This is a genomic window from Shinella sp., assembly GCF_049651085.1.
Classification (GTDB): domain Bacteria; phylum Pseudomonadota; class Alphaproteobacteria; order Rhizobiales; family Rhizobiaceae; genus Shinella.
Window position 1 is genome coordinate 193991 of record NZ_JBASBL010000022.1, and the last position, 25950, is coordinate 219940.

General features: G+C 63.5%; 24 protein-coding genes. 13 read left to right on the top strand and 11 right to left on the bottom strand.

The genetic code is table 11. The features are described 5' to 3' along the window. Positions 1-3: 3 nt before the first annotated feature. The 5 genes from WA950_RS15395 to WA950_RS15415 all read left to right on the top strand — a co-directional run bounded on the left by WA950_RS15395 (position 4) and on the right by WA950_RS15415 (position 3738). Entirely contained in the window at positions 4-843 is an 840-nt protein-coding gene (locus WA950_RS15395; RefSeq protein WP_424552589.1) for an ABC transporter substrate-binding protein, read from the top strand. 17 nt (positions 844-860) lie between these two features. After that, positions 861-1538 carry an amino acid ABC transporter permease gene (locus tag WA950_RS15400; protein ID WP_424552590.1) on the top strand — a complete coding sequence of 226 codons (678 nt, stop codon included), beginning with the start codon at positions 861-863 and terminating at the stop codon, positions 1536-1538. Between the two features lie 25 nt (positions 1539-1563). Next, the gene (locus WA950_RS15405; RefSeq protein WP_424552591.1) at positions 1564-2328 is read left to right on the top strand and encodes an amino acid ABC transporter ATP-binding protein; all 765 of its coding nucleotides are present in this window, start codon (positions 1564-1566) and stop codon (positions 2326-2328) included. 11 nt (positions 2329-2339) lie between these two features. After that, positions 2340-3062: an MBL fold metallo-hydrolase gene (locus WA950_RS15410; RefSeq protein ID WP_424552592.1), complete on the top strand. Its 723-nt coding sequence runs from the start codon at positions 2340-2342 to the stop codon at positions 3060-3062. A gap of 145 nt (positions 3063-3207) precedes the next feature. Continuing rightward, positions 3208-3738 carry a dihydrofolate reductase family protein gene (locus WA950_RS15415; protein ID WP_424552593.1) on the top strand — a complete coding sequence of 177 codons (531 nt, stop codon included), beginning with the start codon at positions 3208-3210 and terminating at the stop codon, positions 3736-3738. 36 nt (positions 3739-3774) lie between these two features. Here WA950_RS15415 and WA950_RS15420 read toward each other — a convergent pair whose 3' ends face one another. Together WA950_RS15420 and WA950_RS15425 are read right to left on the bottom strand one after the other, a co-directional pair. Further along, positions 3775-6195, bottom strand: a complete 2421-nt coding sequence (locus WA950_RS15420; protein WP_424552594.1) for a GcvT family protein — start codon at positions 6193-6195, stop codon at positions 3775-3777. A gap of 66 nt (positions 6196-6261) precedes the next feature. Continuing rightward, positions 6262-7509, bottom strand: coding sequence for an aromatic ring-hydroxylating oxygenase subunit alpha (locus WA950_RS15425; RefSeq protein WP_424552595.1), 1248 nt, complete (start codon positions 7507-7509; stop codon positions 6262-6264). 102 nt (positions 7510-7611) lie between these two features. Between WA950_RS15425 and gcvA the strand changes: the two genes are divergently transcribed. Next, a complete protein-coding gene (gene gcvA / locus WA950_RS15430) occupies positions 7612-8496 on the top strand; it encodes a transcriptional regulator GcvA (RefSeq protein ID WP_424552596.1) in 885 nt (294 codons plus the stop codon). Positions 8497-8610: 114 nt separating this feature from the next. Here gcvA and WA950_RS15435 read toward each other — a convergent pair whose 3' ends face one another. After that, positions 8611-9846: a benzoate/H(+) symporter BenE family transporter gene (locus WA950_RS15435; RefSeq protein WP_424552597.1), complete on the bottom strand. Its 1236-nt coding sequence runs from the start codon at positions 9844-9846 to the stop codon at positions 8611-8613. Positions 9847-9956: 110 nt separating this feature from the next. On the opposite strand from WA950_RS15435, the gene WA950_RS15440 reads away from it, so the two are divergent. Then, positions 9957-11444, top strand: a complete 1488-nt coding sequence (locus WA950_RS15440; protein ID WP_424552598.1) for a PLP-dependent aminotransferase family protein — start codon at positions 9957-9959, stop codon at positions 11442-11444. A 99-nt stretch (positions 11445-11543) separates the two neighbouring features. On the opposite strand, the gene WA950_RS15445 is transcribed toward WA950_RS15440, so the two are convergent. The 5 genes from WA950_RS15445 to WA950_RS15465 all read right to left on the bottom strand — a co-directional run bounded on the left by WA950_RS15445 (position 11544) and on the right by WA950_RS15465 (position 16003). Beyond that, a complete protein-coding gene (locus WA950_RS15445; protein ID WP_424552599.1) occupies positions 11544-11900 on the bottom strand; it encodes a hypothetical protein in 357 nt (118 codons plus the stop codon). Between the two features lie 131 nt (positions 11901-12031). Continuing rightward, a complete protein-coding gene (locus WA950_RS15450) occupies positions 12032-12838 on the bottom strand; it encodes an ABC transporter permease subunit (protein ID WP_424552600.1) in 807 nt (268 codons plus the stop codon). A 1-nt stretch (position 12839) separates the two neighbouring features. Continuing rightward, positions 12840-13754: an ABC transporter permease subunit gene (locus tag WA950_RS15455; RefSeq protein ID WP_424552601.1), complete on the bottom strand. Its 915-nt coding sequence runs from the start codon at positions 13752-13754 to the stop codon at positions 12840-12842. Beyond that, positions 13751-14893, bottom strand: a complete 1143-nt coding sequence (locus WA950_RS15460) for an ABC transporter ATP-binding protein (protein ID WP_424552602.1) — start codon at positions 14891-14893, stop codon at positions 13751-13753. Before WA950_RS15460 ends, WA950_RS15455 begins: the two co-directional genes overlap by 4 nt. Before the next feature lie 12 nt (positions 14894-14905). Next, on the bottom strand, positions 14906-16003 hold the full coding sequence (locus WA950_RS15465; RefSeq protein WP_424552603.1) for a polyamine ABC transporter substrate-binding protein: 1098 nt from the start codon (positions 16001-16003) through the stop codon (positions 14906-14908). A 487-nt stretch (positions 16004-16490) separates the two neighbouring features. Between WA950_RS15465 and WA950_RS15470 the strand changes: the two genes are divergently transcribed. The 4 genes from WA950_RS15470 to WA950_RS15485 all read left to right on the top strand — a co-directional run bounded on the left by WA950_RS15470 (position 16491) and on the right by WA950_RS15485 (position 21055). Continuing rightward, positions 16491-17864 (top strand): glutamine synthetase family protein, encoded by a 1374-nt coding sequence (locus WA950_RS15470; protein ID WP_424552604.1) that lies wholly within the window; start codon positions 16491-16493, stop codon positions 17862-17864. A 39-nt stretch (positions 17865-17903) separates the two neighbouring features. After that, positions 17904-19193: an NAD(P)/FAD-dependent oxidoreductase gene (locus WA950_RS15475; protein WP_424552605.1), complete on the top strand. Its 1290-nt coding sequence runs from the start codon at positions 17904-17906 to the stop codon at positions 19191-19193. A gap of 156 nt (positions 19194-19349) precedes the next feature. Next, positions 19350-20021 carry a TetR/AcrR family transcriptional regulator gene (locus WA950_RS15480; RefSeq protein ID WP_424552606.1) on the top strand — a complete coding sequence of 224 codons (672 nt, stop codon included), beginning with the start codon at positions 19350-19352 and terminating at the stop codon, positions 20019-20021. A gap of 167 nt (positions 20022-20188) precedes the next feature. Then, a complete protein-coding gene (locus WA950_RS15485; protein WP_424552607.1) occupies positions 20189-21055 on the top strand; it encodes a DMT family transporter in 867 nt (288 codons plus the stop codon). Between the two features lie 35 nt (positions 21056-21090). Here WA950_RS15485 and WA950_RS15490 read toward each other — a convergent pair whose 3' ends face one another. Further along, entirely contained in the window at positions 21091-21372 is a 282-nt protein-coding gene (locus WA950_RS15490; RefSeq protein ID WP_424552608.1) for a hypothetical protein, read from the bottom strand. Further along, complete coding sequence (locus tag WA950_RS15495) at positions 21369-22157, bottom strand: DUF899 domain-containing protein (RefSeq protein WP_424552609.1); 789 nt, start codon at positions 22155-22157, stop codon at positions 21369-21371. Before WA950_RS15495 ends, WA950_RS15490 begins: the two co-directional genes overlap by 4 nt. A 145-nt stretch (positions 22158-22302) precedes the next feature. Between WA950_RS15495 and WA950_RS15500 the strand changes: the two genes are divergently transcribed. Together WA950_RS15500 and WA950_RS15505 are read left to right on the top strand one after the other, a co-directional pair. Next, the gene (locus tag WA950_RS15500; protein ID WP_424552687.1) at positions 22303-23523 is read left to right on the top strand and encodes a helix-turn-helix domain-containing protein; all 1221 of its coding nucleotides are present in this window, start codon (positions 22303-22305) and stop codon (positions 23521-23523) included. A 38-nt stretch (positions 23524-23561) separates the two neighbouring features. Continuing rightward, positions 23562-24194 (top strand): glutamine cyclotransferase, encoded by a 633-nt coding sequence (locus WA950_RS15505; RefSeq protein ID WP_424552610.1) that lies wholly within the window; start codon positions 23562-23564, stop codon positions 24192-24194. A gap of 42 nt (positions 24195-24236) precedes the next feature. Here WA950_RS15505 and WA950_RS15510 read toward each other — a convergent pair whose 3' ends face one another. Continuing rightward, complete coding sequence (locus WA950_RS15510; RefSeq protein WP_424552611.1) at positions 24237-25931, bottom strand: caspase family protein; 1695 nt, start codon at positions 25929-25931, stop codon at positions 24237-24239. Positions 25932-25950: the final 19 nt, after the last annotated feature.

The window sequence follows — 25950 nt, forward strand, 5'->3', positions numbered from 1 at the left end:
ACCATGACGACTGCAACTCTGGGAATGAAACCGTCTCTTCTGGCCGGCACGGTGCTTGCCGTCCTTATTGGCGCAAGCGATGGTCTTGCCGCCGAGCAGAAGCCTGATTTCGTATCGGGCGGCGTTTTGAAAGTCTGCACCAGCGGCGAATTTCCGCCGATGGAATATTATCAGAACCCGGGCGACAAGGATCTCGTCGGCTTTGAGGTCGATGTCATGAATGCGATCGCCAAGCATTGGGGCGTGACGGCCGAATATGTCGTCGGCGACTTCAAGGGGCTGCTGCCCTCGCTCGATTCGAAGCGTTGCGATCTTGTCGCCAGCGGCATCCTGATCACACCGGCCCGCCTCGAAAAATACGATGGCATCCCCTATTTCAGCTCGCGCATCGTGATGGTCACCGCAGCCAGCGACGCGGAGACGAAAGTTCCCGCCGATGTCAGCGGCAAGGTGATGGCGATCGAAGCCGGCACATCCTACGAAAAGATGGTCGCTGATCTCAATACGGAGCTTGAGGCCGCCGGCAAGGCGCCGGTCGAGGCGCAGACCTACCCCTCGGCCTCCGGCGTGATCGAGCAGATCCTGGTCGGCCGCGCGACGGCCACCATCACGCAGGATACGACGGCTGCCTACCGCATGCTTCAGGTTCCGGGCAGGCTGAGCGTTTCCTACACCTACGATCAAAGCGAAAACTACGGCATCTATCTGAGAAAGAGCGATGGTGATCGCCAGTTGCTGAAGGAGGCGATCGAGGCCCTGCAGGCGAGCGGCGAGATGAAGGCGCTGCTTCAGAAATGGAGCCTGCCGGAAACGGCGACCGATATTTCCCACGACGTAAACTGACGACAGGACGGTCCGCGTTGTTCCAGCTCGACCTCTTCCTGCAGGCGGTTTTCAGTGCCCCCCTTTTCAAGGGGGCACTCCTGACGATCGGCCTTTCCTTCTGCGTCATGGCCGTGTCCCTCGTGTTCGGCATGGGCCTCGGTTCCATGGCGGGCTCCCCGCGACCGGCGGTGCGCTGGCTGGTGACGCTCTATGTCTGGCTCTTCCGCGGCGCACCGGCGCTGTTGGTGCTGCTGTTCGTGTGGAACGGCCTGCCGCAGATTTCGGAGATCTTCCGCGCCGGCTGGTTCACCCCCTTCGTCGCGGCGTTTCTGGCGCTGTCGCTCATCCAGATCGCCTATCTGGCGGAAATCCTGCGCAGCGCCTTTGCGGCCGTCGGCCGTGGGCAGCAGGAAGGAGCGGCCGCGCTCGGCATGCATCGCTGGCAGATCTTTCTGGTCATCACGATGCCGCAGGCGCTCCGCATCGCGGTTCCCGCGCTGATGAACGAGTTCATCTCGCTGCTGAAGACCACGTCGCTCGCCACCGTCATTTCGCTCAAGGAACTGATGACCGTCTCGCAATTCGCCATCGCGACGAGCTTCCGTTTCCTCGAATGGTATGGCGCCGCGCTCGTCTACTACCTCGTCATCGTCTCGGTGCTGACGCTCGCGCAGAACCGCATCGAGCGCGTGCTTTCGCGCGGCTATCGCTGATCCCCGCTTCATTCACGAGTTGGACATGAACACGCAAATGACGACCGATTTTCCGCATCAGGCCGCAATCCAGGTGGCCGGTGTCAATAAATGGTACGGCGCTTTCCAGGTCCTGAAGGGCATCGATCTCACGGTGAACAAGGGCGAACGCATCGTGATCTGCGGCCCGTCCGGCTCAGGCAAGTCGACGCTGATCCGCTGCATGAACCGTCTGGAGGTTCATCAGGAAGGCTCGATCGTCGTCAATGGCATCGAGCTCACCAACCAGCTCAAGCGCATCGACCGCGTTCGAAGCGACGTCGGCATGGTCTTCCAGCATTTCAATCTGTTTCCTCATCTGACGGTTCTGGAGAACTGCACGGTCGCCCAGCGCTGGGTGCGCAAGTTGCCGAAGAAGGAGGCGACCGAGATTGCGATGCGGTATCTGGAGCGTGTCCACATTCCGGAGAAAGCCGACAAATATCCCGGCCAGCTGTCCGGCGGCCAGCAGCAGCGTGTCGCCATCGCGCGCGCCCTGTGCATGAACCCGAGTATCATGCTGTTCGACGAGCCGACCTCGGCGCTCGATCCAGAAATGGTCAAGGAAGTGCTGGACACGATGATTTCGCTTGCCGCCGACGGCATGACGATGGTGTGCGTGACGCATGAAATGAATTTCGCGCGCGAGGTGGCGAGCGAAGTCGTCTTCATGGACGGCGGCCAGATCATCGAGCGCAACAAGCCCGACATCCTGTTCTCGGCGCCGCAGCATGAGCGCACGAAGCGCTTCCTTGGCAAGCTCCTGCATTGAGCGAGGTAGGCGTGGGCAACGGGAACTGGTTTTCGAAGGAAGCGATCGGCGGGGGACTGACCCGGCTATATGAGCCGCATGTCCACCGCTTCTTCCGGGCCAACCTGTTCCACGTCGTCGGCCGGGACGCCGACCTTGTCATCGATTTCGGCATGGGTCTCGGCAGTCTTGCCGGCGAGCTGGACATCCCGTCCGGCAAGCCGGTCCTCGCGGTCGCGACCCATGTCCATATCGACCATGTCGGCTCGTTTTACGAATTTGACAGCCGGCTGGGCCATGAAGCCGAGGCCGCCGCCTTCGCGCAGATGCCCGACGCCGCCACGCTGGCCGCTTATTTTCGTTCGCAACCGGACGCTCTCGCGCAGGTGCCGCCCAGCGGCGTGACGCCGCAAGCCCATTCGATTTCACCGGCGCCGCTGACCAGGATACTTGCGGAAAACGACATCATCGACATCGGCGATACCCGCTACACGGTCCTGCACCTGCCCGGCCATTCTCCGGGTTCCATCGGCCTTCTCGACGAGAAGACGGGAACATTCTTCAGCGGCGACGCAATCTACGACGGCAATCTGGTGGACGACCTGCCGGGCTGCGACGTCGAGGCCTACAAGGCGACCATGCAGCGCCTGTCGCAGCTCGATGTCGATGCCGTTCACGGCGGTCACGGCCTGAGGTTCGGAAAAGCCCGGTTGCACGAAATCGCCAGAACCTATCTGCTCTCGAAGGGTTTTTGAGCGGGCCACTCCCTGTCGATGGTGTCCGTCTCAATGCGCATTCCAAAAACCAGTTGCGATATGAAATCGGTCGATCTAGCATGGGACCGATTGCAAAATGCAATCAGGTCCGCACGGACACGGAAACTGGCGGAAGGAAGTGGGTATGGCCAAGCTCGTGTTTGGAATGAACCAGTCCCTGGACGGCTATGTCGATCATATGGCGTTTGCGCCGGATCGCACGCTCTTTCGCCACTTCATCAAGGAGGCCGAAGGGCAGGCGGGCAGCCTATATGGGCGTCGAATGTATGAAATCATGCGCTACTGGGACGACGATCGTCCCGAATGGGATGAGGACGAGCAGGCCTTCGCGGCGGCATGGCGCAAACAGCCGAAATGGGTCGTCTCGCGCACGTTGAAGTCTGTCGGCCCCAATGCCCGGCTTGTCGGCGATGATCTTGCGGCCTCTATCCGTGCGCTGAAGGCCGAGCACGACGGGGAGATCGAAATTGCCGGCCCTGACCTTGCACGAAGCCTTACCGAGCTTGGCTTGATCGACGAGTACCGGATCTACCTGCACCCCGTCGTGCTTGGCCGCGGCACGCCCTATTTCGCAGGCCCACGGCCGCGCCTCCGCCTTGTGACCGACGACCGGATCGGCGAGGATGTCATCCGGTTGACCTACGTTCCGGCGTAGTCTTTTGACCCGCCGGAACGCATCGATGCACGATCCCTAGGAACGCACACGGTCTCCTTGCGGGTCATAGGCGCAGCGGTCGACGACCGTCGCGCTGCTTCGGCGCCCGAACGCTTCGATCTCGATTTCGCGCAGCGCCATGTTCTCCTCCTTGAGATAGCCGAAGACGAGGGAAGCGCCGATGGTGTGACCGAAGTCGCCGCTCGTCGTCATGCCGATGACACGGCCGTTCGCCAGCATCGCCTCGCCGCCATAGACCGGCAGGGGCTCGTCGAGCTTGAAGCAGGCAAGCCTGCGGGTGAGGCCACGCTCTTTCTGTGCCGCGATGGCATCGCGGCCCTGGAAATTCCCCTTCTTCATCGATACGGCGAAACCCAATCCTGCTTCCAGCGGCGTGTCGTCGGGCGTGATGTCGGCGCCCCAGTAGAGATAGCGCTTTTCCATGCGCAGGCTGGAGATCGCCTTGTATCCGACGTCCGCGATGGCAAAGGGCGCGCCGGCCTCGCGCAACACCTCATAGACATAGGCGAGATATTCGGTCGGCACATGCAGTTCCCAGCCGAGTTCGCCGACATAGGTGACGCGCGCGGCAAAAGCCGGCGCCCAGCCGATGCGGATCTCCCGGCAGGTCATATAGGGGAATGCCTGGTTGGAGACGTCATGCTCGGTGACCTTGGCGAGCACCTCGCGCGCCAGTGGGCCGCAGATATTGAGCACGCCGTAGGCACTCGTCACGTCATGCATCGATACCGAGCCATCCCGTGGCATGTGGCGGCGGATCGTATCGCCGTCGCGCGTGCCGAAGCCCGAGCCGGTGACGACGTGGAACCTGTCCTCCCCGCGCCGCATGATGGTGAGGTCCGCCTCGATGCCGCCGCGCTGGTTGAGCAGCTGGGTATAGACGACTGCATTGTCGCCGCGGTCGACATCCGCTGCCGCCAGCCATTGCAGATAGGCGAGCGCGCCGGGGCCGGAAATCTCGAACTTCGAGAAGGAGGATTGATCGACCAGCGCCACGCCTTCACGGATCGTGCGGTGCTCGCGGCCGATCACTTCGGCATAGGGTGCACGTTCGAAGGTTTCGAGCGGCGGCTTGATCTCACCCGGCTTGAGGAAATAGTTGGGCCGCTCCCAGCCGAACTTGACGCCGTTGACTGCGCCCTGCGCGGTGAGCGTCGCGTGCAGCGGCGAGCGGCGCAGCGGCCGGCAGGCCGAGCGCTCCTCTTCCGGCCAGGCGATGGCGTAGTATTTGGAGTAGGCCTCCAGCGCGCTGTCGCGCAGATAGGCCAGGCCGCCATGGGGATGGCCGAAGCGGCGCAGGTCGAAGGCCCACAGGTCCATGCCGGGATCCCCCTCGAGGATCCAGTTAGCCATGGCGCGTCCGGCGCCGCCGGATGCGGCAATGCCGGAGGTGAAGCCGCAGGCGACAAAGAAGTTCTCGAAGTCGCCGGCCAGGCCCATCACAGGCTCGCCATCGGCCGAGATCGGGATCGGGCCGTTGACGACGGAGCGTACGCCAAGCTCGCCCAGGATCGGGATCCGGTTCGATGCGCCCTCGATCACCTCCGCAATCCGGTCGAGATCGTCGGCGAACAATTCCTGGCCGAAATCCATCGGCAGCTTGCCGAGCCCGTAGGCCGCGCGCGTCTCCTTCTCCCAGCCGCCGATCACCATCGCGCCGGGTTCCGGCTTGACGTAGAAATTGGCGTCCGGATCACGCAGCGTCGGCAGGTCGTCCGGCACCTTCGGCGATTTCTCGGTGACGAAATATTCGTGCTCGACCACGGTGATCGGCAGGTTTATGCCGGCAAGTTCGCCGAGCTGGCGCGCCCAGAGGCCGGCCGCGTTGACAACGACCTCGCAGCCGACATCGCCCTCGTTCGTCTGCACCGTCGTGATGCGTCGATCCTTGATGGCAAATCCGGTGACGGTGACGCCCTCGACGATGCGCACGCCGCCGGCGCGTGCACCCTTCGCATAGGCGTGGGTCAGCGAATAGGGATCCACATGGCCGTCAGAGGCAATCCAGGTCGCGCCACGCAGGTCCTTCGTATCGACAAGAGGAAACAGCCGCTTGACCTCGTCGGGGCCGATGAGTTCCAGGTCGAAGCCATAGCTCTTGGCGGCCGTGTGGGCTCGCTTGAGTTCTTCCCAGCGGGCATCGGAGGCGGCGAGGCGCAGGCTGCCGACATTCTTCCAGCCGACGTCCTGACCGGTCTCCGCGCCGATCCTGGCGCAAAGGTCCGCGCTGTACTGCATGAGGCGCGTCAGGTTCACCTTGCTGCGCAGCTGGCCCATAAGACCGGCGGCGTGCCAGGTCGAGCCCGCCGTCAGTGCGGTCTTTTCAAGCAGCAACACATCCTTTTCTCCCGCCTGGGCGAGGTGGTAGGCGATGCTGGTGCCGATGGCGCCGCCGCCGACGATGACGATGCGGGCGTGCGAGGGAAGCTTGGACATTTTCGATCTTTCGACATTGATCTTGCAGGGGGCGGGGCCGGGTTCAGGGCAACGGCACGAGGTCGATCACGCCGCCGGACAGGCCGCCTGTTCCGGGGCGGCTTCAGGCGCGATCTCTGTGCTCATCTGCCTGACATACCAGCGCACATAGCGGTCGACGCTCTCTTCCTTGGTCGGCGAGTAGGGGCCGGGTGCAAAGCCGGGCGAGGTGACGCCGATCCACTGGCGGCGGCAGATTTCCCAGTCTTCCGACATCACCTGATGATGAAAGGCCGCGATCGTCTCGGGATCGTAGTCGCGCCCTTCCTCGGCATTTTCATCCACCAGCCAATAGGCGCGCACGATCGTCTTCGTCGGCGAAACCGGCGTGATGCGCACGGTATGGGCATAGTCGGAATTGGCGTGGCACCAGAAATTGATGTTGGTGTTGGCGCGCGCGGTACCCATGTCGGCATCGGTGAAACCGGCCATAAGCGTGCGGCAAACCAGCTGCCCGTCGGGGCTTTCGGTCACCATGCCCTTGCGCACGGGCGTGCGGTTGGCGCGGAACCATTCCGACGTGTTGCGGGACGAGGTGTTGACGCGGGCAACGTCGAGGCCCGCCTTTTCCCAACGCACGCGACAGTCGCTCAATCGTTCGGCGATTTCCTCCTGCAGATCGGGATTGTCGTTCTCGGTGTCGTATTGCACGGAGACATAGCCGTGGTGATTGGCCTCGCAGTGATAGCACTCGCGATTGTTCTCGACGGCGATCTTCCAGTTCACATCCAGCTCGTAGTCGCGGATCAGGGCGATCTTGGCCTTGGTCATGCCCTGCGATTTCAGGATCGGCGAGAGGTGGTCGCGCAGTTCGTGAAACGGGGAGGGGGTGTCGGAGAGGTTGACGAAGACGAGCCCGTCGAATTCCTCCACATGCGCGTGCTTCAGGCCATGCGCCGTCTTGTCGAAATCCTCTCCCATCATCGGCGCGCCGATGAGCCGGCCATCGTGGGTGTAGGACCAGGAGTGGTAGGGACAGACCAGGCGGGAGGTCTTGCCTTTTTCCTTGGTGCAGATGATGGAGCCACGGTGACGGCAGACATTGTGGTGGGCATGCAGCTTGCCGTCGCGATCGCGGATGACGACGACGGGCGCGCCGCCGACATTCAGCGTCATGTAGTCGCCCGGACCGGCAAGCTCCACGGAGTGGCCGGCGAAAAACCAGTTGTTGCGGAAGATGCGCCGTTGCTCTTCGGCGAAGATCTCCGGGTCTGTATAGAAAGCTCCCGGCAGGCCGTAGCCGGGCTTGTATGCTTGCAACCAATGGACGTTCATGGAATGCCTCCGGAAGAATGAATTGCATGCATTGGAACCGTTCTTGCCAGGCAGGGCAAACGCGATTACCTTGGGGGAAGGGTTAGAAAAACTTATGGTGCCATGGCCTCCTCTCATCTGCCGCTGAACTGGCTTCGCGCCTTCGAGGCCGCCGCGCGGATCGGCAGTTTCGCCGGGGCCGGCGCTGAACTGAACGTCACCCCCTCCGCCGTCTCGCAGCATGTCCGGGCGCTGGAAGACAGGCTCGGCAAGGAGTTGTTCGCACGTCATGCCAATGGCGTCAGGCTGACGGATCGCGGTCGGCGCTATGCCGAGGAACTGGGCCGTGCCTTTGCCGCGATTGACGAGGCCAGCCGCCGGATCGCCGGGCATGGCACCCGTGAAATGCTGGTCGTGCATGTGCCCACATCGTTTGCCAGCCAGTGGATCGCGCCGAGGCTCGACTCTTTTCGTGCCCGACACCCCAATATCGATCTGAGGCTCACCGCGCTTGATCAGGGCGACGACAAGGTCGATGCCACGATTGCCTTCGGGGTGGGCAACTGGCCGAAGCACGAGGCCATGCTTCTGCTTCGCGACGAGGCGTTTCCGGTCTGCGGGCCGAAATATGCCGAGGGGCTTGCCTGCGTTCAGGATCTGAAGGGGCACGACCTGCTGCATGTGCCCGGATATGCGGAAGACTGGGACACCTGGCTCGCCCATGTCGGAGTGAAGGGTGCCGATACCTCTTCCGGGTCGTTCTTCGATCAATCGATCATGGCGATACGCGCCGCCGTGGAGGGCAAGGGCGTCCTGCTCGGCCGGGCGGCCCTTGTCGAGCGCGAGTTGACAAGCGGCCTGCTGGTGGAGCCATTCCGCGTCCGGCTTCAGGCAGCCGGTTCATACTGGTTCCTCACCTCGGCGCAGAAGGCGAAGCTGCCGAAAGTTGCGGCATTCCGGGATTGGCTGTCAGAGATGACCGCGACCCGCCCGCTTCAGGACGAATGAACGCTCGACAGCCGAACGCCGGGCCGCAGTAGCGCACGGACAAGTCCGCGGGCGAGCCGATGTCGATACGCTCGGCCCGCCTGGAAGAGGCGGCTATGGTGCCTGCCTACATGATCATCCCTTGGCCGTGGTCTCGCTTGCCACAAGTGCGGGGCGTTGCCTGCGGGGTATGCGGCCGTTGAGGACGATATGGGCGACAAGACCGATCACCAGCCCCCAGAACGCCCCGCCGACACCCAGCATGTTGATATTTGCCGCCGAGGCGAGGAAGGTGATCAGTGCCGCTTCACGCGAGGCCGGCTCCGCCATGGCGCCGGCAAGGCTTCCGCCGATCGTGCCGAGCAGGGCCAGTCCGGCCAGCGTGGTGATGAAGGTCGGCGGAAACGCCATGAAGACGGCCGCGAGCGTCACGCCGAACACGCCGACGAGCACATAGAAGACACCCGCCGCAATGCCCGCGATCCAACGCTTGGAAGGGTCTTCATGCGCTTCCCGGCCCGTGGCGATTGCCGCGGTAATCGCCGCGATGTTGAAGGCATGCGAGCCGAACGGGGCCATGACGAGCGAGCCGAGCCCTGTGACGGTCACGATGGGGTTCGCGCTGGTCCTGAAGCCGTCATTGCGCAGCACCAGCATCCCCGGCATGTATTGGCCGGTAAGCGTAATGAGAAAAAGCGGCAGCGCGACGCTCAGAAGCGCGTTCAGCGAAAAGACCGGCGCGGTGAAGACCGGGGTGGCCAGATCGAGGTGCAGCCCGGACAGATCGACGCGATCCTGCACGAGCAGGAACCCAAGCCCGATCACGAGGATGCCGACCACGGCATAGCGGGCGGTGAAGCGCTTCAGCAGAACATAGGCGACGACCAGCAGGCCGACCAGCACCGGCTCGGTGCTCGCGCCGCCGAAGGCTCCGATGCCGAACTGAAGCAGGATGCCTGCCAGAAGGCCCGAGGCGATGCCGGGGGGGATCAACCGGATGACCTTCTCGAAATAGCCGGACAGTCCCAGCAGCACGAAGGCGGTGGCCGAGACAATATAGGCGCCGACGGCTTCGGCGTAGGATGTTGTCGCAAGCGCCGTCACGAGGAAGGCCGCAGCCGGGGTGGACCAGGCGGTGATGATCGGTTCGCGATAGCGCCAGCTCAGGAAAAGCCCCGTCAGGCCCACGCCGATCGACACTGACCACACCCATGATGCTGTCAGTTCGGGGCTGAGGCCGGCGACCTTTGCCGCATGGAAAACCAGAATGAACGTGCCGCCATAGTTGACGATGACGGAGATCAATCCTGCGACGATGGGATGGGGAAGGTCATTCAACCGGAGGGGCGATGGTGATGGGCTGGACGGCATTGTTCTGACGAATCTCCTGAAGGTGGGCGCTGGGCCGATGACACGGCTTGACATCTAGCGGAAAAATGGACGGATACGCCCAGCCATTTCCATCAAGAAGGCCAGACCATTTGTTCAGGCATTCCCAGCTCGAATCCGTGAAGGCATCGCTTGCCCATCCCGCGCATGCGGCGATGCCGCTCCATGCGCGGATCCAGCGGGCGATCCGCCAGCTGATCCTCGACGGTACGCTCGGTCCCGGCAAGCCGTTGCCCGCCTCGCGCGCGCTCGCCAGATCGCTCGGCGTCTCGCGCGACACGGTAGAATCCGCCTATGCCCGGCTTCACGCAGAGAGCTTTATCGAGCGGCGTGTCGGCAGCGGCAGCTTTGTCGCGGAAATGCCGGAATTCACGCCCGGCCATCGCCGCTCTATGCGTGATGCTCTGTTGCGAAACCAGGCGCCGAATCTCAGCCGGCGCGGAAATGCCATGTTCCGCAGCGGGGGCGTCAGCGAGATGCTGCTGCCCCGGCCCTTCGCGCATGGCGTGCCGGAGACGCGCTCCTTCCCGCTTGCGCTCTGGGAGCGCCTGGAACGGCAGGTGTTGAAAGAGGCCGGTACGCAGGCCCTGCTTCATGGTGACCCGCAAGGCACGCCGGCGCTGCGCCGTGCGATTGCCGACTATGTGAACCTCGAGCGCGGGGCCCGCGCCACGGCCGACCGGGTGCTCGTGCTCACCAGCTCGCAGCAGGCGATGACGCTCTGCGCCAATATGCTGTTCGATCCCGGCGACCGGATCATCATCGAAGACCCCGCCTATTACGGTGCGCGCAAGGCATTCGACGCGGCGGGGCTGGACTGCGTTCCCGTTCGGGTGGATCGACAGGGGATCGTCATCGAGCAGATCATGGACGACCCGCGCCCGACAAAGGCGGTGTTCCTGACGCCATCCCATCAGTTTCCGACCGGTGCGACCTTGTCGCTGGATCGCCGCCTGGCGCTGATCGAATGGGCAAGCCGCAATCAGGCATGGATCATCGAAGACGACTACGACAGCGAGTTCCACTATGCCGGCAAACCCACGGCCTGTGTCCAGGGGCTCGATCCGTATGACCGGACCATCTATATCGGCACCTTCACCAAGTCCCTCTTTCCGGGATTGCGGATCGGCTATGTCGTGCTGCCGCCGCAACTGGTGAAGCCCATGGCCGTCGCGCGGACGCTGCTCGACGGCCATACCGCCTCCATTGCGCAACTGACGCTGGCCCGGTTCATGGAAGGCGGGCATTTCGGCGCGCATGTCCGCACGATGCGCGGCGTCTATTCCCGCAGGCTCGGCGTGTTGGCCGAACTGGTTCGCACGCATCTTTCCGAATTCGTCGAACCGCGCGTCCCCGTCGGCGGGTTGCAAATGCCCTGTGTCCTGATCTGCGATCTGTCGGAACGGGTGGCCATCGATGCCGCCCGGCGGGTCGGCGTCGAACTGCTGGGCCTGTCGGCGCTCCATGCGGACGGCGACGGCAGGCCAGGCTTCCTGATGGGCTTTGCCGCCTACACGCCGGACGAACTCGAAGTCGCGGTCAGGAAACTGGCCAAAGCCCTGCGGACGGCGACGGGGTAGGATCTGTTTCCAGAACCCGGGCTGGCGGTGCGAATTTTCTGGAACCGACCTGGCTGGGGCAGGCCGTTGGCAGCCTGCCCCGTCGCCGTGGTGGGGGGCTTATTGCGCCGTCAGGGCGGAGAACTGTGCGCAGCGGTCGGCGATGGTCGTTCCCGTGCCGTCGGCGATTTCCTGCATGGAAACACGGGCATTGCCGTCGAAACTATAGCCCTGTTCCCCTTCGCTTTCATACTGGTCTGCCAGCGCCGCATCGGCCGGGGCGGGAAGCACGGCGACGATCTTCTGATAGGCCTCTACCGCTTGGCTGGCGATGTGACCCTCGGCAACGCAGTACTTTATCAGCCCGAGCTGGTTGCGCGAGGAGTTGACGAGAAGCTGGGTGTCGTCGGCAAAGACCGGCGAGGCCGCAAGCGGAAGGGTGGTAATCGCGCAAAGGGCAAACTGTTTCATGTTCATTGGTATGGTCTCTTAAATGATTTGGCTTTGGTTCGAGGTGTCGGTGAGCCCGATTGGCCCGCCCGTTCCTTTAACGCATGAGCAGAGTCAGTTATGCGCGAATTATTTCGCAGGGCACAATACGGTGCCGTTCATTCCCCGCGTCTTATCCTGCGGCCGACGCGCCAGCTGTAGACGAAGACGCAGAGGCCGACGAAGCCGATGAGGATGGCGGCGAGCGCGTTGACGTCCGGGCTGACGCCGAGCCTGACCTTCGAGAAGATCACCATCGGCAGGGTGCTCGAGCCAGGGCCGGAGACGAAGCTGGCAATGACCAGATCGTCGAAGGAAAGGGTGAAGGCGAGCAGCCAGCCGGAGATGAGCGCCGGCGCCAGCATCGGCAGGGTGACGTCGACAAAGGCCCGCCAGGGGCGCGCGCCGAGATCCTGCGCAGCCTCTTCCAGCACGCCGTCCATCTGCGTCAGCCGGGACTGCACGACGATCGTCACATAGGCCATGCAGAAGGTGGCGTGCGAGATGACGATCGTGGTGAGGCTGCGGCCCTGCGGCCAGCCGATGAAATCCTCCATGGCGACGTAGAGCAGCAGCAGCGACAGGCCGGTGATCACCTCCGGCATGACCAGCGGCGCGGTCACCATGCCGCCCATCATCACCCGGCCGCGGAATGGGCCGAAGCGCGTCAGCACATAACCGGCAAGGGTGCCGAGGATGACGGCCAGCGTGGCGCTGAGGCCTGCAACCTTGATGCTCAGCCAGGCGGCGTTGAGCAGCTGTTCGTTGTTCAACAGCTCGCCGTACCATTTCGTCGAAAACCCGCCCCATACCGATACCAGCCGGGAGTCGTTGAAGCTCAGGATCATCATGAGCAGGATGGGGATATAGAGGAACATCAGCCCGGCAATGGCCATGACGGTGACGAAGCGACCGGTTCTCAGCATGCTACGCGCCCTCCGGCTTCTTGGTCTCGCGGGCGCGGATTAGCATCACCGGCGCCACCAGCATGACCAGCATGACGATCGCCACCGCCGAGGCCATCGGCCAGTCGCGATTGGAGAAGAACTCGTCCCACAGCACCCGGCCGATCATCAGCGTGTCGGGCGCGCCGAGCAGCGCCGGAATGACGAATTCGCCGACCGCCGGCACGAAGACCAGCAGGCAGCCGGCGATGACGCCCGGCAAGGCCAAGGGCAGAGTGACGGTGAAGAAGGAGACGGCCGGCTTGGCGCCGAGATCGGCGGAGGCCTCCAGCAACGTGACGTCGAGTTTCTCCAGTGCCGCATAGAGCGGCAAGACCATGAAGGGCAGGTAGGAATAGACGATGCCGATATAGACGGCGAGATCGGTGTGGAGCAGCACCAGGGGCTGCTGGATCACGCCGAGATCGAGCAGCAGCGTGTTGAGTAGGCCGTTGCTTTGCAGGATGCCGACCCAGGCATAGACGCGCAGCAGCATCGAGGTCCAGAACGGCAACATAACGATGGCCAGCCAGAAGAAACGGGCATGCGGCGGGCGGCTGACGATGAACAGCGCGATCGGAAAGCCGACCAGCAGGCAGAAGAACGTGGAAATGGCGGCGATCTTCAGCGAGTTGAGGTAGGCGGCGAGATAGAGCCCGTCTTCGAGCAGGAACTGATATTTCGCAAAGGTCAGCTGGATGGCGACGGTGGTCTCGTCGATCCAGTCGAGCATCGCCGTATAGGGGGGAATGGCGATATCGGCTTCCGCCAGCGAGATCTTCAGCACGAAGGCGAAGGGCAGCAGGAAGAACAGCACCAGCCATAGATAGGGCAGGGCGATGACCGTGTTGCGGCCGAGCCGACGCGGCCTGCGTTGGGGCGCCGTCTGCGCGCTCATGACGGCAGCACCACGGCACTTGCCGCGCCCCAGCTGCAATAGACCGCATCGCCCGCCTCGAAAATCTCGCCCTCGTGGCGGTCGAGATTGGGAAGCGTGACGTGGATCAGTCGGCCGGTATCGAGCCGGACTTGATAGACGCTGAGATTGCCGAGATAGGCCACTTCGTCGATGGTGCCTGGTGCAACGTTGTCCTGTGCATCCGGTCTGTCATGGGCAAGATTGATCTTTTCCGGCCGGATCGCCAGATGCACGGTCTGGCCGAGCGTGCCGGTTACGCCGTGGCTGACGTGAATGACGCAGCCAGCCTCTTCGCAGCGCATGCGGGCATGGCCCGGCTCGTCCTCGATCAATACGCCGTCGAACAGGTTCACCGCGCCGATGAACTGGGCGACGAAACGGTTGGCCGGAAATTCGTAGAGATCGCGCGGGCCGCCGACCTGCACCAGCCGCCCGTCGCTCATCACCCCCATGCGGGACGCCAGCGTCATCGCCTCGTCCTGATCGTGGGTGACGACGATGAAGGTGGTGCCGAGCTGCGACTGGATCTTCATCAATTCGAATTGGGTTTCCTCGCGCAATTTTTTGTCCAGCGCGCCCAGCGGTTCGTCGAGCAGCAGCAGTTTCGGCTGTTTGACGAGTGCGCGGGCAAGCGCCACGCGCTGACGCTGACCGCCGGAGAGCTGATTGGGCTTGCGCTGCGCAAACGCGCCCATCTTGACCATGTCGAGCATGTCGGCGACGCGTTGCCTTGTCTCGGCGCGGGCCACCCCGGCGCGGCGCAGGCCATAGGCGACATTGTCGGCCACGCTCATATGCGGAAACAGCGCATAGGACTGGAACATCATGTTGACCGGGCGCTCATAGGCCGGCACGCCGGTCATGTCCTGCCCGTCGATCAGGATGCGCCCCTCGCTCGGCTGCTCGAAACCGGCCAGCATGCGCAGCAGCGTGCTCTTGCCGGAGCCCGAGCCGCCGAGCAGGCAGAACAGTTCGGAACGCTGGATGTCGAGGTCTATCTTGTTGACGGCCGCCACTGCGCCGAACCGCTTGGTGATCCCCTCTATGCGGACGAAGGGTGCGGCCTCTGATCCGCCGGTTTCGGTGCCGGCGGATCGCATTTCAGGTGCACGGTTCATGGGGCCTCGCCGTTACTTGCCGGTTTTGATCTCGGTCCAGGCGCGCGTCAGCAGCCGGTCGTATTTCATCGAATGCGCCTTCATGGCGTGCAGCTTGTCACGCAGCTCGGTCGGCGGATAGGCGCCGGGATCGTTGCGCACTTCCTCGTTGATCATGGGATCGGCAGCCAGGCTGACATTCGGGAAATTGATCGTGTTGCTGATATTGGCGATCACCTCCGGCGAGGAGATGTAGTTGATGAAGGCATAGGCGTTTTCGGGGTTCGGCGCATCCTTCGGGATAGCCATCACGTCGAAGAACAGGATGCCGCCTTCCTTCGGCGTGACGATCGACAGCTCGACGCCATTCTTGGCCTCGGCCGCCCGCTCGCGCGCATTGACCATGTCGCCGGCATAGCCGAGCGTGATGCAGACCGCACCATTGGCCAGGTCGTTGATGAACTGCGAGGAGTGGAAATAGCGCACATGCGGGCGCAGCGTCTTCAGCAGCTCCGTACCCTTGGCCAGATCCTCCGCATCCTCACTGTTCGGATCGATGCCGAGATAGACGAGGGCGGTCGCCATGATTTCCGATGAGGAATCCAGCACCGTCAGGCCGCAATCGGCGAGCTTGGCCGCATTTTCCGGCTTGAAGAATACGTCGAGTGAATCGATCTCGTCGGTGCCGAGGCGCTCCTTGATCATCGCCTTGTTGTAGCCGATGCCGATTGCGCCCCAAAGATAGGGTACCGAATAGGCGTTGCCCGGGTCGTTCAGGGCCAGCTGCTTCATCAGCACCGGGTCGAGATCGGCGAAATGGGTGAGCTTCGAGCGGTCGAGTTCCAGGTAGACGCCGGCCTTTACCTGCCGTTCGAGGAACTGGGCGCTCGGCACCACCACGTCATAGTTGGAGCTGCCGGCCAGAAGTTTGGCTTCCAGCACCTCGTTGGAATCGAAGACGTCGTAATTGGCCTTGATGCCGGTGGCCTTTTCGAAATCGGCCAGCGTGGTCGGTCCGATATAGTCGGACCAGTTGTAGACGTTGAGGGATTTTTCCTGGGCGCTTGCGGCCGTCGCCAGCATCGCCACCGTTGCCAGCGCCGTCAGGGCGCTTCGTTTCAGATTTCGCATGTTTCCTCCCTTTTGCCTCTGTGCGCCCGAAATCAGTCCTGTGCCGCCAGGGCGCAGGCGTGAGGAGACGGGGTGATCAGAAGGCGATGTTGACGTGTAAACGGCGATCGGCGGATGCGGGACATGTTCCTGCGCCACCCCGGCGGCCTGTTCTTCTCCCCTGTTGGATCCAACGCCTCCACACGCTTGAATCCGAACCCTTCAATGTAGAAACAATACAGGCCCTCGGGGGTACGTCAAGTCGGTTTCGTGGAGTTGCGCTATCGCAGATTGTTGCGGACCGCCGTATCCGGTGCCATGAGGCGCCGAAATATTATTCGTAAACGCCCGGCCGTCCCGGTTTTATCGGTGCATTCACTGGTGGAAATGGCGGGCTTGACTTGGAATATCTACAGTGTAGAGATTTGAGCCGGAAACCTGCCGAGCAGGCGCGGACCGATGCGTTCGGATCAGTGCCGCAAAGCCAACGACAATGGGGACGTCCGTCATGGAAGCCATGATGTTTGCCGGAAATGCCGATCTTGCCGCATCCACCACCTGTCGCGACAGGACGGCGGAGAACCGTCATTTCTTTGCCGCGATCTGCGATCTCAACGGGGTCCTGCGCGGCAAGCGCATCCCCGGCGGCAAGCTGCAGGCAGTCCGCGATGGCGGCATCCGCATGCCGCTCTCCTCGATCGGCGTCGATATATGGGGCGTCGATGTGGCGGGCACGAAGCTGACGCTGGAAAGCGGCGACCTCGACGGCATCTGCCTGCCGACCGGCCGCGCGCCGGTGTCGCTCGGCTGGGCCGGCCGCGACATACCGCTCCTGCCGTTGTCGATGCAGAAGGAGGACGGCACGCCCTATTTCGCCGATGCCCGCCATCTGCTCGCCTCGGTGCTGGCGCGCTTTGCCGAAAAGGGCCTGCGCCCGGTGGTGGCGACGGAGCTGGAATTCTACCTGCTGGAGGCGGAGGGGGAGCCTGCCCCGGCAGCCTCAAAGCCGGGCACGATCAGCGGCGATTTCGACAATATCTATTCGCTGGACGAGCTGGATGCGGCCGCGGCCTTCCTCGACGATGTCTATCGCGCCGCCGAGGCCTGCGGCATCGAGGTCGAGGCGGCGATTGCCGAGGGTTCGCCCCGCCAGTTCGAGTTCAATCTGCTGCACCAGCCGGACGCGCTGAAGATCGCCGACGACACGATCTTCTTCAAGCAGATCATCAAGAACATCGCCCGCCGCCACGGCCATGTCGCAAGCTTCATGGCCAAGCCGAGCCGCGACTGGGCAGGGTCCGGTATGCATGTGCATTTCTCGATCATCGACGACAAGGGCGTCAACATCTTCAACGACGGAACCGACAGGGGGACCGATGCGATGCGCCATGCCGTCGGCGGCCTGCTGGCGACCATGAGCGAGATGACGCTGGCCTTTGCGCCGCATCTCAATTCCTATCGGCGTCTGTGCCCCGGCGGGCTGGCGCCCACCACGGTGGCCTGGGGTTATGAAAACCGCACCTCGGCGGTGCGCATTCCGGCGGGCGCGCATGCGGCGCGGCGCATCGAACACCGCGTCGCCGGCGCCGATGCCAACCCCTATATCGTGCTGGCCGCCATTCTCGGCGCGGCGCTACACGGCATGGACAGCGCCATCGAACCGCCAACGCCGCTCAGCAACAATTCGCATGATGCGGACTGCGAGGCGCTCGCCCGCGACTGGCGGCAGGCGCTCGACCTGTTCCTGGCCTCCGACAGGACGAAAGCCTTGCTGCATCCGGAATTCGTCATCGCCTATTCTGCCTGCAAGCAGCAGGAACAGAACGAGTTCGGCGCGCGTATCACCGAATTCGAGCTCGAAACCTATCGGCTGTCGGTCTGATCCGGTCGACGTTTTCCCCTGTATCTGACGGAGCCGAGCATGGCTGAACCCTATTGCAACTCCTACTACGCCGCGACCGCCAATCCGGCCGGGCCGTTCTCACGGCTGGAAGGCGAGATCGATGTCGATGTCGCGATCATCGGCGGCGGTTTCACCGGCATAGCAACGGCAGTCGAACTCGCCGAGCGCGGCGTGCGCGTGGCGGTGCTCGAGGCCAACCGCATCGGCTGGGGGGCTTCCGGCCGCAATGGCGGACAGGTCACGGGTTCGCTCTCCGGCGACAAGGCGATGGAAAAGCAGTTTCGCCGCAAACTCGGCGACGAGGCCGCCGATTTCGTCTGGAACCTGCGCTGGCGCGGCCAGGACATCATCAAAAATCGTGTCGCGAAATACGGCATCCGCTGCGACCTCAAGCATGGTCACATGCAGACCGCCTATCAGCCATCGCACATTGCCGAGCTGGAAGACATGTATCGCACCGCCTGCCGGCATGGCATGGGCGATGAGGTCGAGATGGTCTACGGCGCGGATCTGCGCGCGCATGTCGGCACCGACATCTATCATGCCGGTCTGATCAACCGCCGCAACATGCACCTTCATTCGCTCAATCTGTGCCTTGGCGAAGCCGATGCCGCCCGCTCGCTCGGCGCGCAGATCTTCACCGATTCACCGGTCGAGAAAATCATCTACGGAGAGCGGCCGGAGCTTGTCACCGCGCGGGGGCGGGTTTGCGCCAGCAAGGTGATGCTCGCAGGTAACGGCTATCATCATCTGGCGCCGGGCAGGCTTTCCGGCCTGCTGTTTCCCGCAACGCTCGGCATCGTCGCGACCGAACAACTGCCGGAGGATGTTGCCAGAAGCATCCTGCCGCAGGATTTCGCCGTCTACGACACCCGCTTCGTGCTCGATTATTACCGACTGACCGCAGATCGCCGCCTGCTGTTCGGCAGCGGCACCAACTACAAGGGCACGGCCAGCGACGACATCGGCGCACCGATGCTGCCGGCGATCCGCAAGACCTTCCCGCAGCTTTCCGGTGTGAAGATCGATTTCGCTTGGGAAGGCCAGGACGGCATCACCATCAACCGCATTCCGCAGCTCGGCAATGTCACGCCCAATGTGTTCTATGCGCAGGGCTATTCCGGCCATGGCATCGCCACCTCGCATATCATTGGCGAGATCATGGCCGCGGCGATCACCGGCGACAGCCGGGATTTCGACGTCTTCGCCAGCGCCCGCCACTGGCGCTTTCCAGTTGGCCGATACCTCGGAAACCGGGCGCTTGCCGTCGGCATGTGGTATTTCCAGAAGCTGGAAGCGCTGCGCTGAAGTCCGGTCCGGCAGGCCTTGCGGGCCTGCCGGTTTTCGTTGACTGCGCCGCAACCTGCGCCAACCGCGCCTGCGGCATCGACAGATGGATGCCAACCCACTAGATTCCGCTCTGACATCTCTTCCAAGCCAGCGGCAGTTCCGTGAATGAGCGCAATGACCCCTCCCAGACAGAAAGCCAGTCCCGGTCCGCGCGGCCTGTCGAAGGACACGATGGTGGCCGCCGCGCTGGAGCTGATGGAGGCCGGCGGCGAGGTCGGGTTCACGCTGCGCAAGCTTGGCGTCCGGGTCGGCTGTGATCCGATGTCGATCCTCTACCATTTCAAATCGAAGGAAGGCCTCTACCGGGCAATGGCCGGCTGGCTGGAATCGCAGTTGCGCATTGCGCCGGCCAGCCTGCCGTGGCGCGGCCGCATGCGCCATCTCGCCGACCAGTATCGCAGCGTCGCGCTACGCTTTCCCAGGAGCTTCTGGCTGATGCAGCATTTCGTCTATACGGGCGCTGCCGACTACGACCATATGGAAATGGTGCATGGCGCGCTGCATGAGGCGGGTATTCCGACCCGCGACGTCCCGTCGATCTGCCTTGGCTGGTATGCCTGCATCACCGGGCTTGCGATGGGCGAGGTGGGTGGCCTGATCGCGCCCGCCAGCCAGCAGGACATGGAGGAACTGGCGCAGTTGCCGGATCATTCGCACCCGCTGCTGAAGGGAGCGATGCCGCTCTATCAGGATCTGGCGCCGAATGCGGTGTTTGCCCTCAGCATCGAAATGCTGCTCGACGGCATTGTCGCGCAGGCAGCGCAACATCGGCCCGCACAGGCCTGACATTCCATGGCGTGGCGGTGCCCTGTTCGAAACGAGCGTTTCGCTTCGGGGGCCGCCATTGCATGGGCCACTATGAACGCATCCTTGCCCGATAGTCGCGATTCGTTCGGGCCAACGGTGAAACAGTGTGCTATCGGGTGCGCAACGCTTCCGAGTTTGTACAGGCAATGAATCCCAAGACCCGCGGCTACCTTTTTGCCTTCCTGGCGATCTGCATCTTTGCGGCCCAGGATGCGATTACGAAATACCTTGGAGATCGCTACCCGGCGCTCTTCATCACGATGATACGCTTCTGGGCGTTTGCGCTCTTCGTCTTCCTGTTTGCCGCGTCTTCGCCCGGTGGCATCCGCCGCGCTGTCGTGACCCGTCGCCCGTGGCTGCAGATCGTCCGCGGCATTCTGCTGGTCGTGGAAATCGTCATCATCGTCTTTGCCTACGTTCATGCAGGGCTCGCCATGAGCCAGTCGATCTTCCAGGCAACGCCGTTGATCGTCACCATTCTCTCCATACCGCTTCTTGGGGAAACCGTCGGATGGAGGCGAGGGGCCGCCGTGGTGGTTGGCCTTATCGGCGTTCTGGTGATCATAAACCCTGTCGATATCCACTTCGACATGTCGCTGCTTCTGCCGCTCGCGGCAGCGGTGCTGTTTGCGCTCTACAGCATCGCCACGCGCGCGGTCAGCCGAGAGGATTCGGCGGTGACCAGCCTGTTCTATGCCGGCGTCGCCGGGGCCGTCACGATCTCGCTGATCGGGCCGTTCTACTGGGTGGAAGTCGAGCCCGCCGACTGGTTCGCGCTGGCGGCGCTCTGCGTCTGCGGCACGCTCAGCCATTACTTCCTTATCAAGGCCTATGGGCTGCTGCAGGCCGCAGAGGTCCAGCCGGTCACCTATTTCCAGCTGGTCCTCAACATCATCATCGCCGTGACCCTGTTCGGTGAAAACGTGACGATCAACATGATCATCGGTGCGCTCATCGTCGTGGGCGCAGGCCTTTTCACCGTCTGGCGAGAGCATCAGCTGGCCAAGCGATAGCGAAGCGGCCGGGCCGCCACGCCGGATGCTGTCCTCTAGGGGGAGGTTCCGGCGGACGCCATGCGGACCAGCTTCAGCCACGCAGGCAGGTGGAAGGCGCTCATCAACAGGTACATCGCGACCATCCCGTTCACTGGCGAAACGGCGCCGGCCGAGCAAAGCATCTGCGCGGAAGCATCGCCGGGGAAGGCGCTCAGCAGCGCCATGGCGGCGAATGTCGGCGCAGCGGCAAGGGTCAGCCAATCCGCCGCCCTCTGCATTGCCCGGCCCCGGCGGGTTGCCTGCCCGCCGGATCCGTCAAGAAGGGCGTGGCTCATCGCTTCATGCCCGCGTCCTGATCCCGGAACGCTGCCTCTCCGGCATCCGACACCTCGACCCATTTCCTGTCCGGTGCGGCGTCCGCGACGTAGCTGTCGTGCCAGTTCCACCATTTGTAGGTCGGGGTCTGGGGATAGCCTTCGGGCGAATTCTCCCAGACCTCCTGCCGGCCGAGCGGCGTGATGTCGAGATAGTTCCAGGTATTGCCCATCTGCTCGTCGCCGCGATTGTTGATGAAGTAGGTGCGAAACACGCGCTCGCCGTCGCGGTAGAACACGTTCGTGCCGTGCCATTCGTCCACGCCGAAATCGGCGTCGAAGCGGTCCGTGATGGTGAACCACGGCATCCGCCAGCCCATCCGCGCCTTCACCCGCGCGATGTCGGCTTGCGGCGCGCGTGAGACAAAGACAAGGGTGGTGTCGCGGGCGTTCAGGTGGGCGACATGCGCCACCTGATCGGCCACCATGGAGCAACCCCGGCAGGCCTGGTCGGGCCATCCGAACACGCCGGGCTCGAAGAAGGCGCGGTAGACGATCAACTGATGCCGGCCTTCGAACAGGTCGAGCAGGCTTGCCTTGCCCGCTGGCCCCTCGAATTCATAGGCCTTTTCCACGGCCATCCAGGGCATCCGCCGCCGCTCGGCAGCCAGTGCGTCCCGGGCACGGGTCTGGGCCTTTTCCTTTACGAGCAATGTCTTGCGGGCTGCGTCCCACGCCTCCTGCGACACGATCGGTGGTGTCTTCATGCCGGGCTGTCCGCCCTTGCGGCTGTTTGTGGTCGTCATGGCTTTTGAAACCTCCTTGTTTCGGCGGATTCCGCGCCTCAAGGCTGAAGCGCGTTTTCCGTTTACGGCCCATCGCGTTGTTGGGTATGAAACAGCATGGCACCGGAAACCGAGCGGTGAGAGTAACAAGTGTGACGGGATTGCGATGGATTCGCTGATGACCGCTGCTGCGCATGCTCTTGCTGCGGGTGACCCGCTCCTGGCATTGAAGAGAATTGCGCTGCGCGACGATGCGCCGGCACTTGCGCTACGCGGCATTGCCATGGCGCAGCTCGGCGATCTTGTTCGGGCGAAGGATCTCCTGCGGCGGGCCGCGCGCGCCTTCGGCCAGAGGCATCCGGTTGCCCGTGCGCGGTGCGTGGTCGCCGAAGCCGAGATAGCCCTTGTCTCGCGCGATCTAGCCTGGCCGACCAAGGCGCTCGACGCCGCGCGCGTACTGCTCGAACGGCGCGGCGATCACGTCAATGCTGCGCATGCGGGTTGCCTCTCGGCCCGCCGCCTGCTTCTGATCGGCCGGCTTGAACAGGCGGAGCGCCTGCTCCTGGAAATCGATCCATCGCCGCTGCCGCCGGCATCGAGAACGGCTTACGAACTTGCTGTCGCCGGGATTGCGGTCCGGCGCCTGCAGACGGGGACGGCGCGCGCGGCGCTCGCGCGGGCCGAACACGAGGCGCAAGCGGCGGGCATTCCGGCACTGCAGGCGGAAGTGGAAAACGTGTCGCTCCTGATGAGGCGGCCGGCGGCGCGGGTCATCGCCTGCGGGAAAGAGCGGTTTCTCATACTGGAGGAGGTCGAGGCGCTTCTGGCTTCAGGGAGGCTGGTCATCGACGCATGCCGCAATGTGGTCAGGACCACGGGAACGGTGGTCTCGCTTGCGACCCGGCCGGTGTTGTTCGCGTTGGCGCGGGCGCTTGCCGAAGGTTGGCCCGGCGACGTGACCCGGGACATGCTCGTCAGGCAGGCTTTCGGGGCAAGACACGCCGATGAATCGCATCGTGCCCGGCTTCGCGTGGAAATCGGGCGGCTGCGCGGCGAACTCGTAACGCTGGCTAAGGTGAATGCGACGGAGCGGGGTTTCATACTGTCACCAGGCGAAGCGCGCGAGGTCGTCGTACTGGCGCCGGGCACCGAAGAACGGCACGCGCCGGTCATTGCACTGCTCGCCGACGGCGAATCCTGGTCGAGTTCAGCGCTGGCGATTGCTCTCGGCATCAGCCCGCGCAGCGTACAACGGGCGCTCGAGCAGCTTTCGGGCGCAGGCAGGGTGCAGTCCTTCGGGCGGGGCCGCGCGCGCCGCTGGATGACACCGCCCGTGCCGGGATTCCCGACGACATTGTTACTCCCCGGCGCGCTGCCTGGCAGCTAATATCAAGTCGGCGATCATCGCCCCGAGGATTGGAACCGATGAAACATTCCCGCGCAGAAGTCCTTCAGGAATATGGCCCTTTTCCCGATGCCGCCGAGGTGCATGGGCTCACCTTCGACGGGCATCACGTCTGGTTCGCCTCCGGCGACAGGCTGAACGCGCTCGATCCGGCCAGCGGGAAAATAGACCGCTGCATCGATGTCGCCGCCCATGCAGGAACCGCCTTTGACGGCAGATATCTGTTTCAGATCGCCGAGGATCGTATCCAGAAAATCGATCCTGAAACCGGCGCCGTGCTTTCCTGCATCCCTGCGCCCGGTGCCGGCGGTGATTCAGGCCTTGCCTGGGCGGAAGGATCGCTGTGGGTCGGGCAGCATCGCGGCCGCAAGATCCATCAGGTCGATCCTGAGACCGGCAGGGTTCTGCGCACCATCGAGTCCAATCGCTTCGTCACCGGGGTCAGCTGGGTGGACGGCGACCTCTGGCACGCCACCTGGGAAGGAGACGAGAGCGATCTGCGGCGGATCGATCCTGAAACGGGCGCTGTGCTGGAAAAGCTAGACATGCCTCCCGAAGTGGGGATTTCCGGACTGGAAGCCGATGGCGGCGAGCGGTTTTTCTGCGGTGGCGGCGGTAGCGGGAAGATCAGGGCGATCCGGCGGCCACGCTAGACGCGGTGATCGCGGCATGTGGCCTATCCGTAGCGCCGCCACTCAACCGAACCGGCTGCGGGCCCAATCCTCAAGGCGCTGCTTTATCGTCTCTTTTTCTTCCTCAGACAGTTTCGTGAGGGCCTCGCGCAGGCGTTCCAGCGCCTCTTCGTGGCCGTCGCGGGAGGCGAGCGTGTACCAGAAGGCGGCTTCGACGGGATCCTTTTCCACGCCTTCGCCCTGCGCAAAGAGGTTGCCCAGATTGACATAGGCCGCCGTGGCACCGAGACGGGCAGCGCGCGAATAGCTGTCGAATGCCTTTTTCAGGTCCTTTTTGACGCCGGTTCCGCTCTTGTAGAGATTGGCCAGGTTGACCATGGCGCTCCGGTCGCCGAGGTCGGATCCCTTCTGGAAATAGTCAGCGGCGCGCTCCGGTTGTTTTTTCGTGCCGAGGCCCTTGAGGTAGATCAGCCCCAGCTTGTCATGGGACGCACCCCAGTTCTGATTGGCGGCCTTTTCCAGCCAGACCTTCGCCTTTGCGTAGTCCTGTTCGACGCCCTGGCCCTGGAAATACATATAGCCGACATTGTTCTGGTCTTCCGGGTGGCCGCGTTCGGCGGCGTAGAGGTAGAGCTCGAAGGCCTTGGCAAAATCCTTCTTCACGCCCAGTCCCTTGCGGTAGAGGTTGCCCATGTTGTGGTAGGCCGCAAGATTGCCCGCAGCCATGGCCACTTCGTTGAGCTGGTAGGCCTCCTCGCCGCGGCCCGCCTTGTCGAGGGAGCGGGCAAGAAGGGTCTTGAAGCGCATGTTTGCGGGATCGCTCTTCACCGCCGCCTCGCAGGCCGGGATCGCGAGCTGCGTGTCGAGATTGGCGTATTCGACGCTCGGCCCGACGCGCTCCGGATCGGACGGGTGAGCGGCGGCAAGATCGCAAGGCGAGGCCTCCACCACCTTCGGCCCGCCGGCCTCGGGGATCAGCACGACATCCGAGACCAGGGAGGAATTCTCCCAGGGGATCTGCTTGCCTCCCGTGGCCTCGACCACGTTCGCGCGAGTTTCCTTGAAGATCGCTTCAATCGACTTGCCGGGCATGCGCAGCGCGGCCGTCAAGGCTTGCGTATAGGGGCTGTTCTTGCCGGTCCCGTCCTGGGCGACATCGCCCGGCGAGGTGGAGAAGGCGATCAGCGTGCCGGTGTGCTTGCTGGCGATGCGCGCAAGGCCGCGCGACATGGAATCCTGGTTGCCGATGGAGCGCGTCTTGCCGCCCTTGCCGAGGAAGGGGTTGTCGCGGCAGGCATCGAGAATGAAGATGATCGACCCGGCTTCGGTGTTCTCGAACTGGCGCAGGATCTGGTTGGCCGAAAGGGCCACAAGCGGCAGGTCGAGGGCATCGGAGACCTTGGCGTCCGTCGGGACGAGGTAGTTCTCTTCCGAGGCCTGAAGCCCGTGGCCGGCATAGTAGATCAACACGACGGCGCCGGCGGTGATCTTGTTGCGGAAGGCGATGAGCCCCCGCTCCATGCCGGTCTTTTCCGCATCCTCTATGAGTTCGACGTCGAACCCCACCTCGGCCAGCGCATCTTTCATGGCGGATGCATCGGCGCGCGCATTCTTGAGGGCGGGCAGGTCCTTGTAGGTCTGGTTGCCGATGACGAGCGCAAGGCGCGTCGCATTGCCTGTCTGCGCAAGCGCCGCGGCGGGCAGCACGAACAGGAGGAAGGCAGAGAGGATCGCGAGATATACCGAACGCATCGTCATCCTGCCGCTCCTTCCGGTT

Excerpts from the sequence above, each read along its gene's own strand:
- WA950_RS15395 (WP_424552589.1), top strand. The coding sequence starts at position 4 with ATGACGACTGCAACTCTGGGAATGAAACCGTCTCTTCTGGCCGGCACG.
- WA950_RS15405 (WP_424552591.1), top strand. The coding sequence starts at position 1,564 with ATGAACACGCAAATGACGACCGATTTTCCGCATCAGGCCGCAATCCAG.
- WA950_RS15415 (WP_424552593.1), top strand. The coding sequence starts at position 3,208 with ATGGCCAAGCTCGTGTTTGGAATGAACCAGTCCCTGGACGGCTATGTC.
- WA950_RS15420 (WP_424552594.1), bottom strand. The coding sequence starts at position 6,195 with ATGTCCAAGCTTCCCTCGCACGCCCGCATCGTCATCGTCGGCGGCGGC.
- WA950_RS15425 (WP_424552595.1), bottom strand. The coding sequence starts at position 7,509 with ATGAACGTCCATTGGTTGCAAGCATACAAGCCCGGCTACGGCCTGCCG.
- gcvA (WP_424552596.1), top strand. The coding sequence starts at position 7,612 with ATGGCCTCCTCTCATCTGCCGCTGAACTGGCTTCGCGCCTTCGAGGCC.
- WA950_RS15435 (WP_424552597.1), bottom strand. The coding sequence starts at position 9,846 with ATGCCGTCCAGCCCATCACCATCGCCCCTCCGGTTGAATGACCTTCCC.
- WA950_RS15445 (WP_424552599.1), bottom strand. The coding sequence starts at position 11,900 with ATGAACATGAAACAGTTTGCCCTTTGCGCGATTACCACCCTTCCGCTT.
- WA950_RS15450 (WP_424552600.1), bottom strand. The coding sequence starts at position 12,838 with ATGCTGAGAACCGGTCGCTTCGTCACCGTCATGGCCATTGCCGGGCTG.
- WA950_RS15455 (WP_424552601.1), bottom strand. The coding sequence starts at position 13,754 with ATGAGCGCGCAGACGGCGCCCCAACGCAGGCCGCGTCGGCTCGGCCGC.
- WA950_RS15460 (WP_424552602.1), bottom strand. The coding sequence starts at position 14,893 with ATGAACCGTGCACCTGAAATGCGATCCGCCGGCACCGAAACCGGCGGA.
- WA950_RS15465 (WP_424552603.1), bottom strand. The coding sequence starts at position 16,003 with ATGCGAAATCTGAAACGAAGCGCCCTGACGGCGCTGGCAACGGTGGCG.
- WA950_RS15470 (WP_424552604.1), top strand. The coding sequence starts at position 16,491 with ATGGAAGCCATGATGTTTGCCGGAAATGCCGATCTTGCCGCATCCACC.
- WA950_RS15475 (WP_424552605.1), top strand. The coding sequence starts at position 17,904 with ATGGCTGAACCCTATTGCAACTCCTACTACGCCGCGACCGCCAATCCG.
- WA950_RS15480 (WP_424552606.1), top strand. The coding sequence starts at position 19,350 with ATGACCCCTCCCAGACAGAAAGCCAGTCCCGGTCCGCGCGGCCTGTCG.
- WA950_RS15485 (WP_424552607.1), top strand. The coding sequence starts at position 20,189 with ATGAATCCCAAGACCCGCGGCTACCTTTTTGCCTTCCTGGCGATCTGC.
- WA950_RS15490 (WP_424552608.1), bottom strand. The coding sequence starts at position 21,372 with ATGAGCCACGCCCTTCTTGACGGATCCGGCGGGCAGGCAACCCGCCGG.
- WA950_RS15495 (WP_424552609.1), bottom strand. The coding sequence starts at position 22,157 with ATGACGACCACAAACAGCCGCAAGGGCGGACAGCCCGGCATGAAGACA.
- WA950_RS15500 (WP_424552687.1), top strand. The coding sequence starts at position 22,303 with ATGGATTCGCTGATGACCGCTGCTGCGCATGCTCTTGCTGCGGGTGAC.
- WA950_RS15505 (WP_424552610.1), top strand. The coding sequence starts at position 23,562 with ATGAAACATTCCCGCGCAGAAGTCCTTCAGGAATATGGCCCTTTTCCC.
- WA950_RS15510 (WP_424552611.1), bottom strand. The coding sequence starts at position 25,931 with ATGACGATGCGTTCGGTATATCTCGCGATCCTCTCTGCCTTCCTCCTG.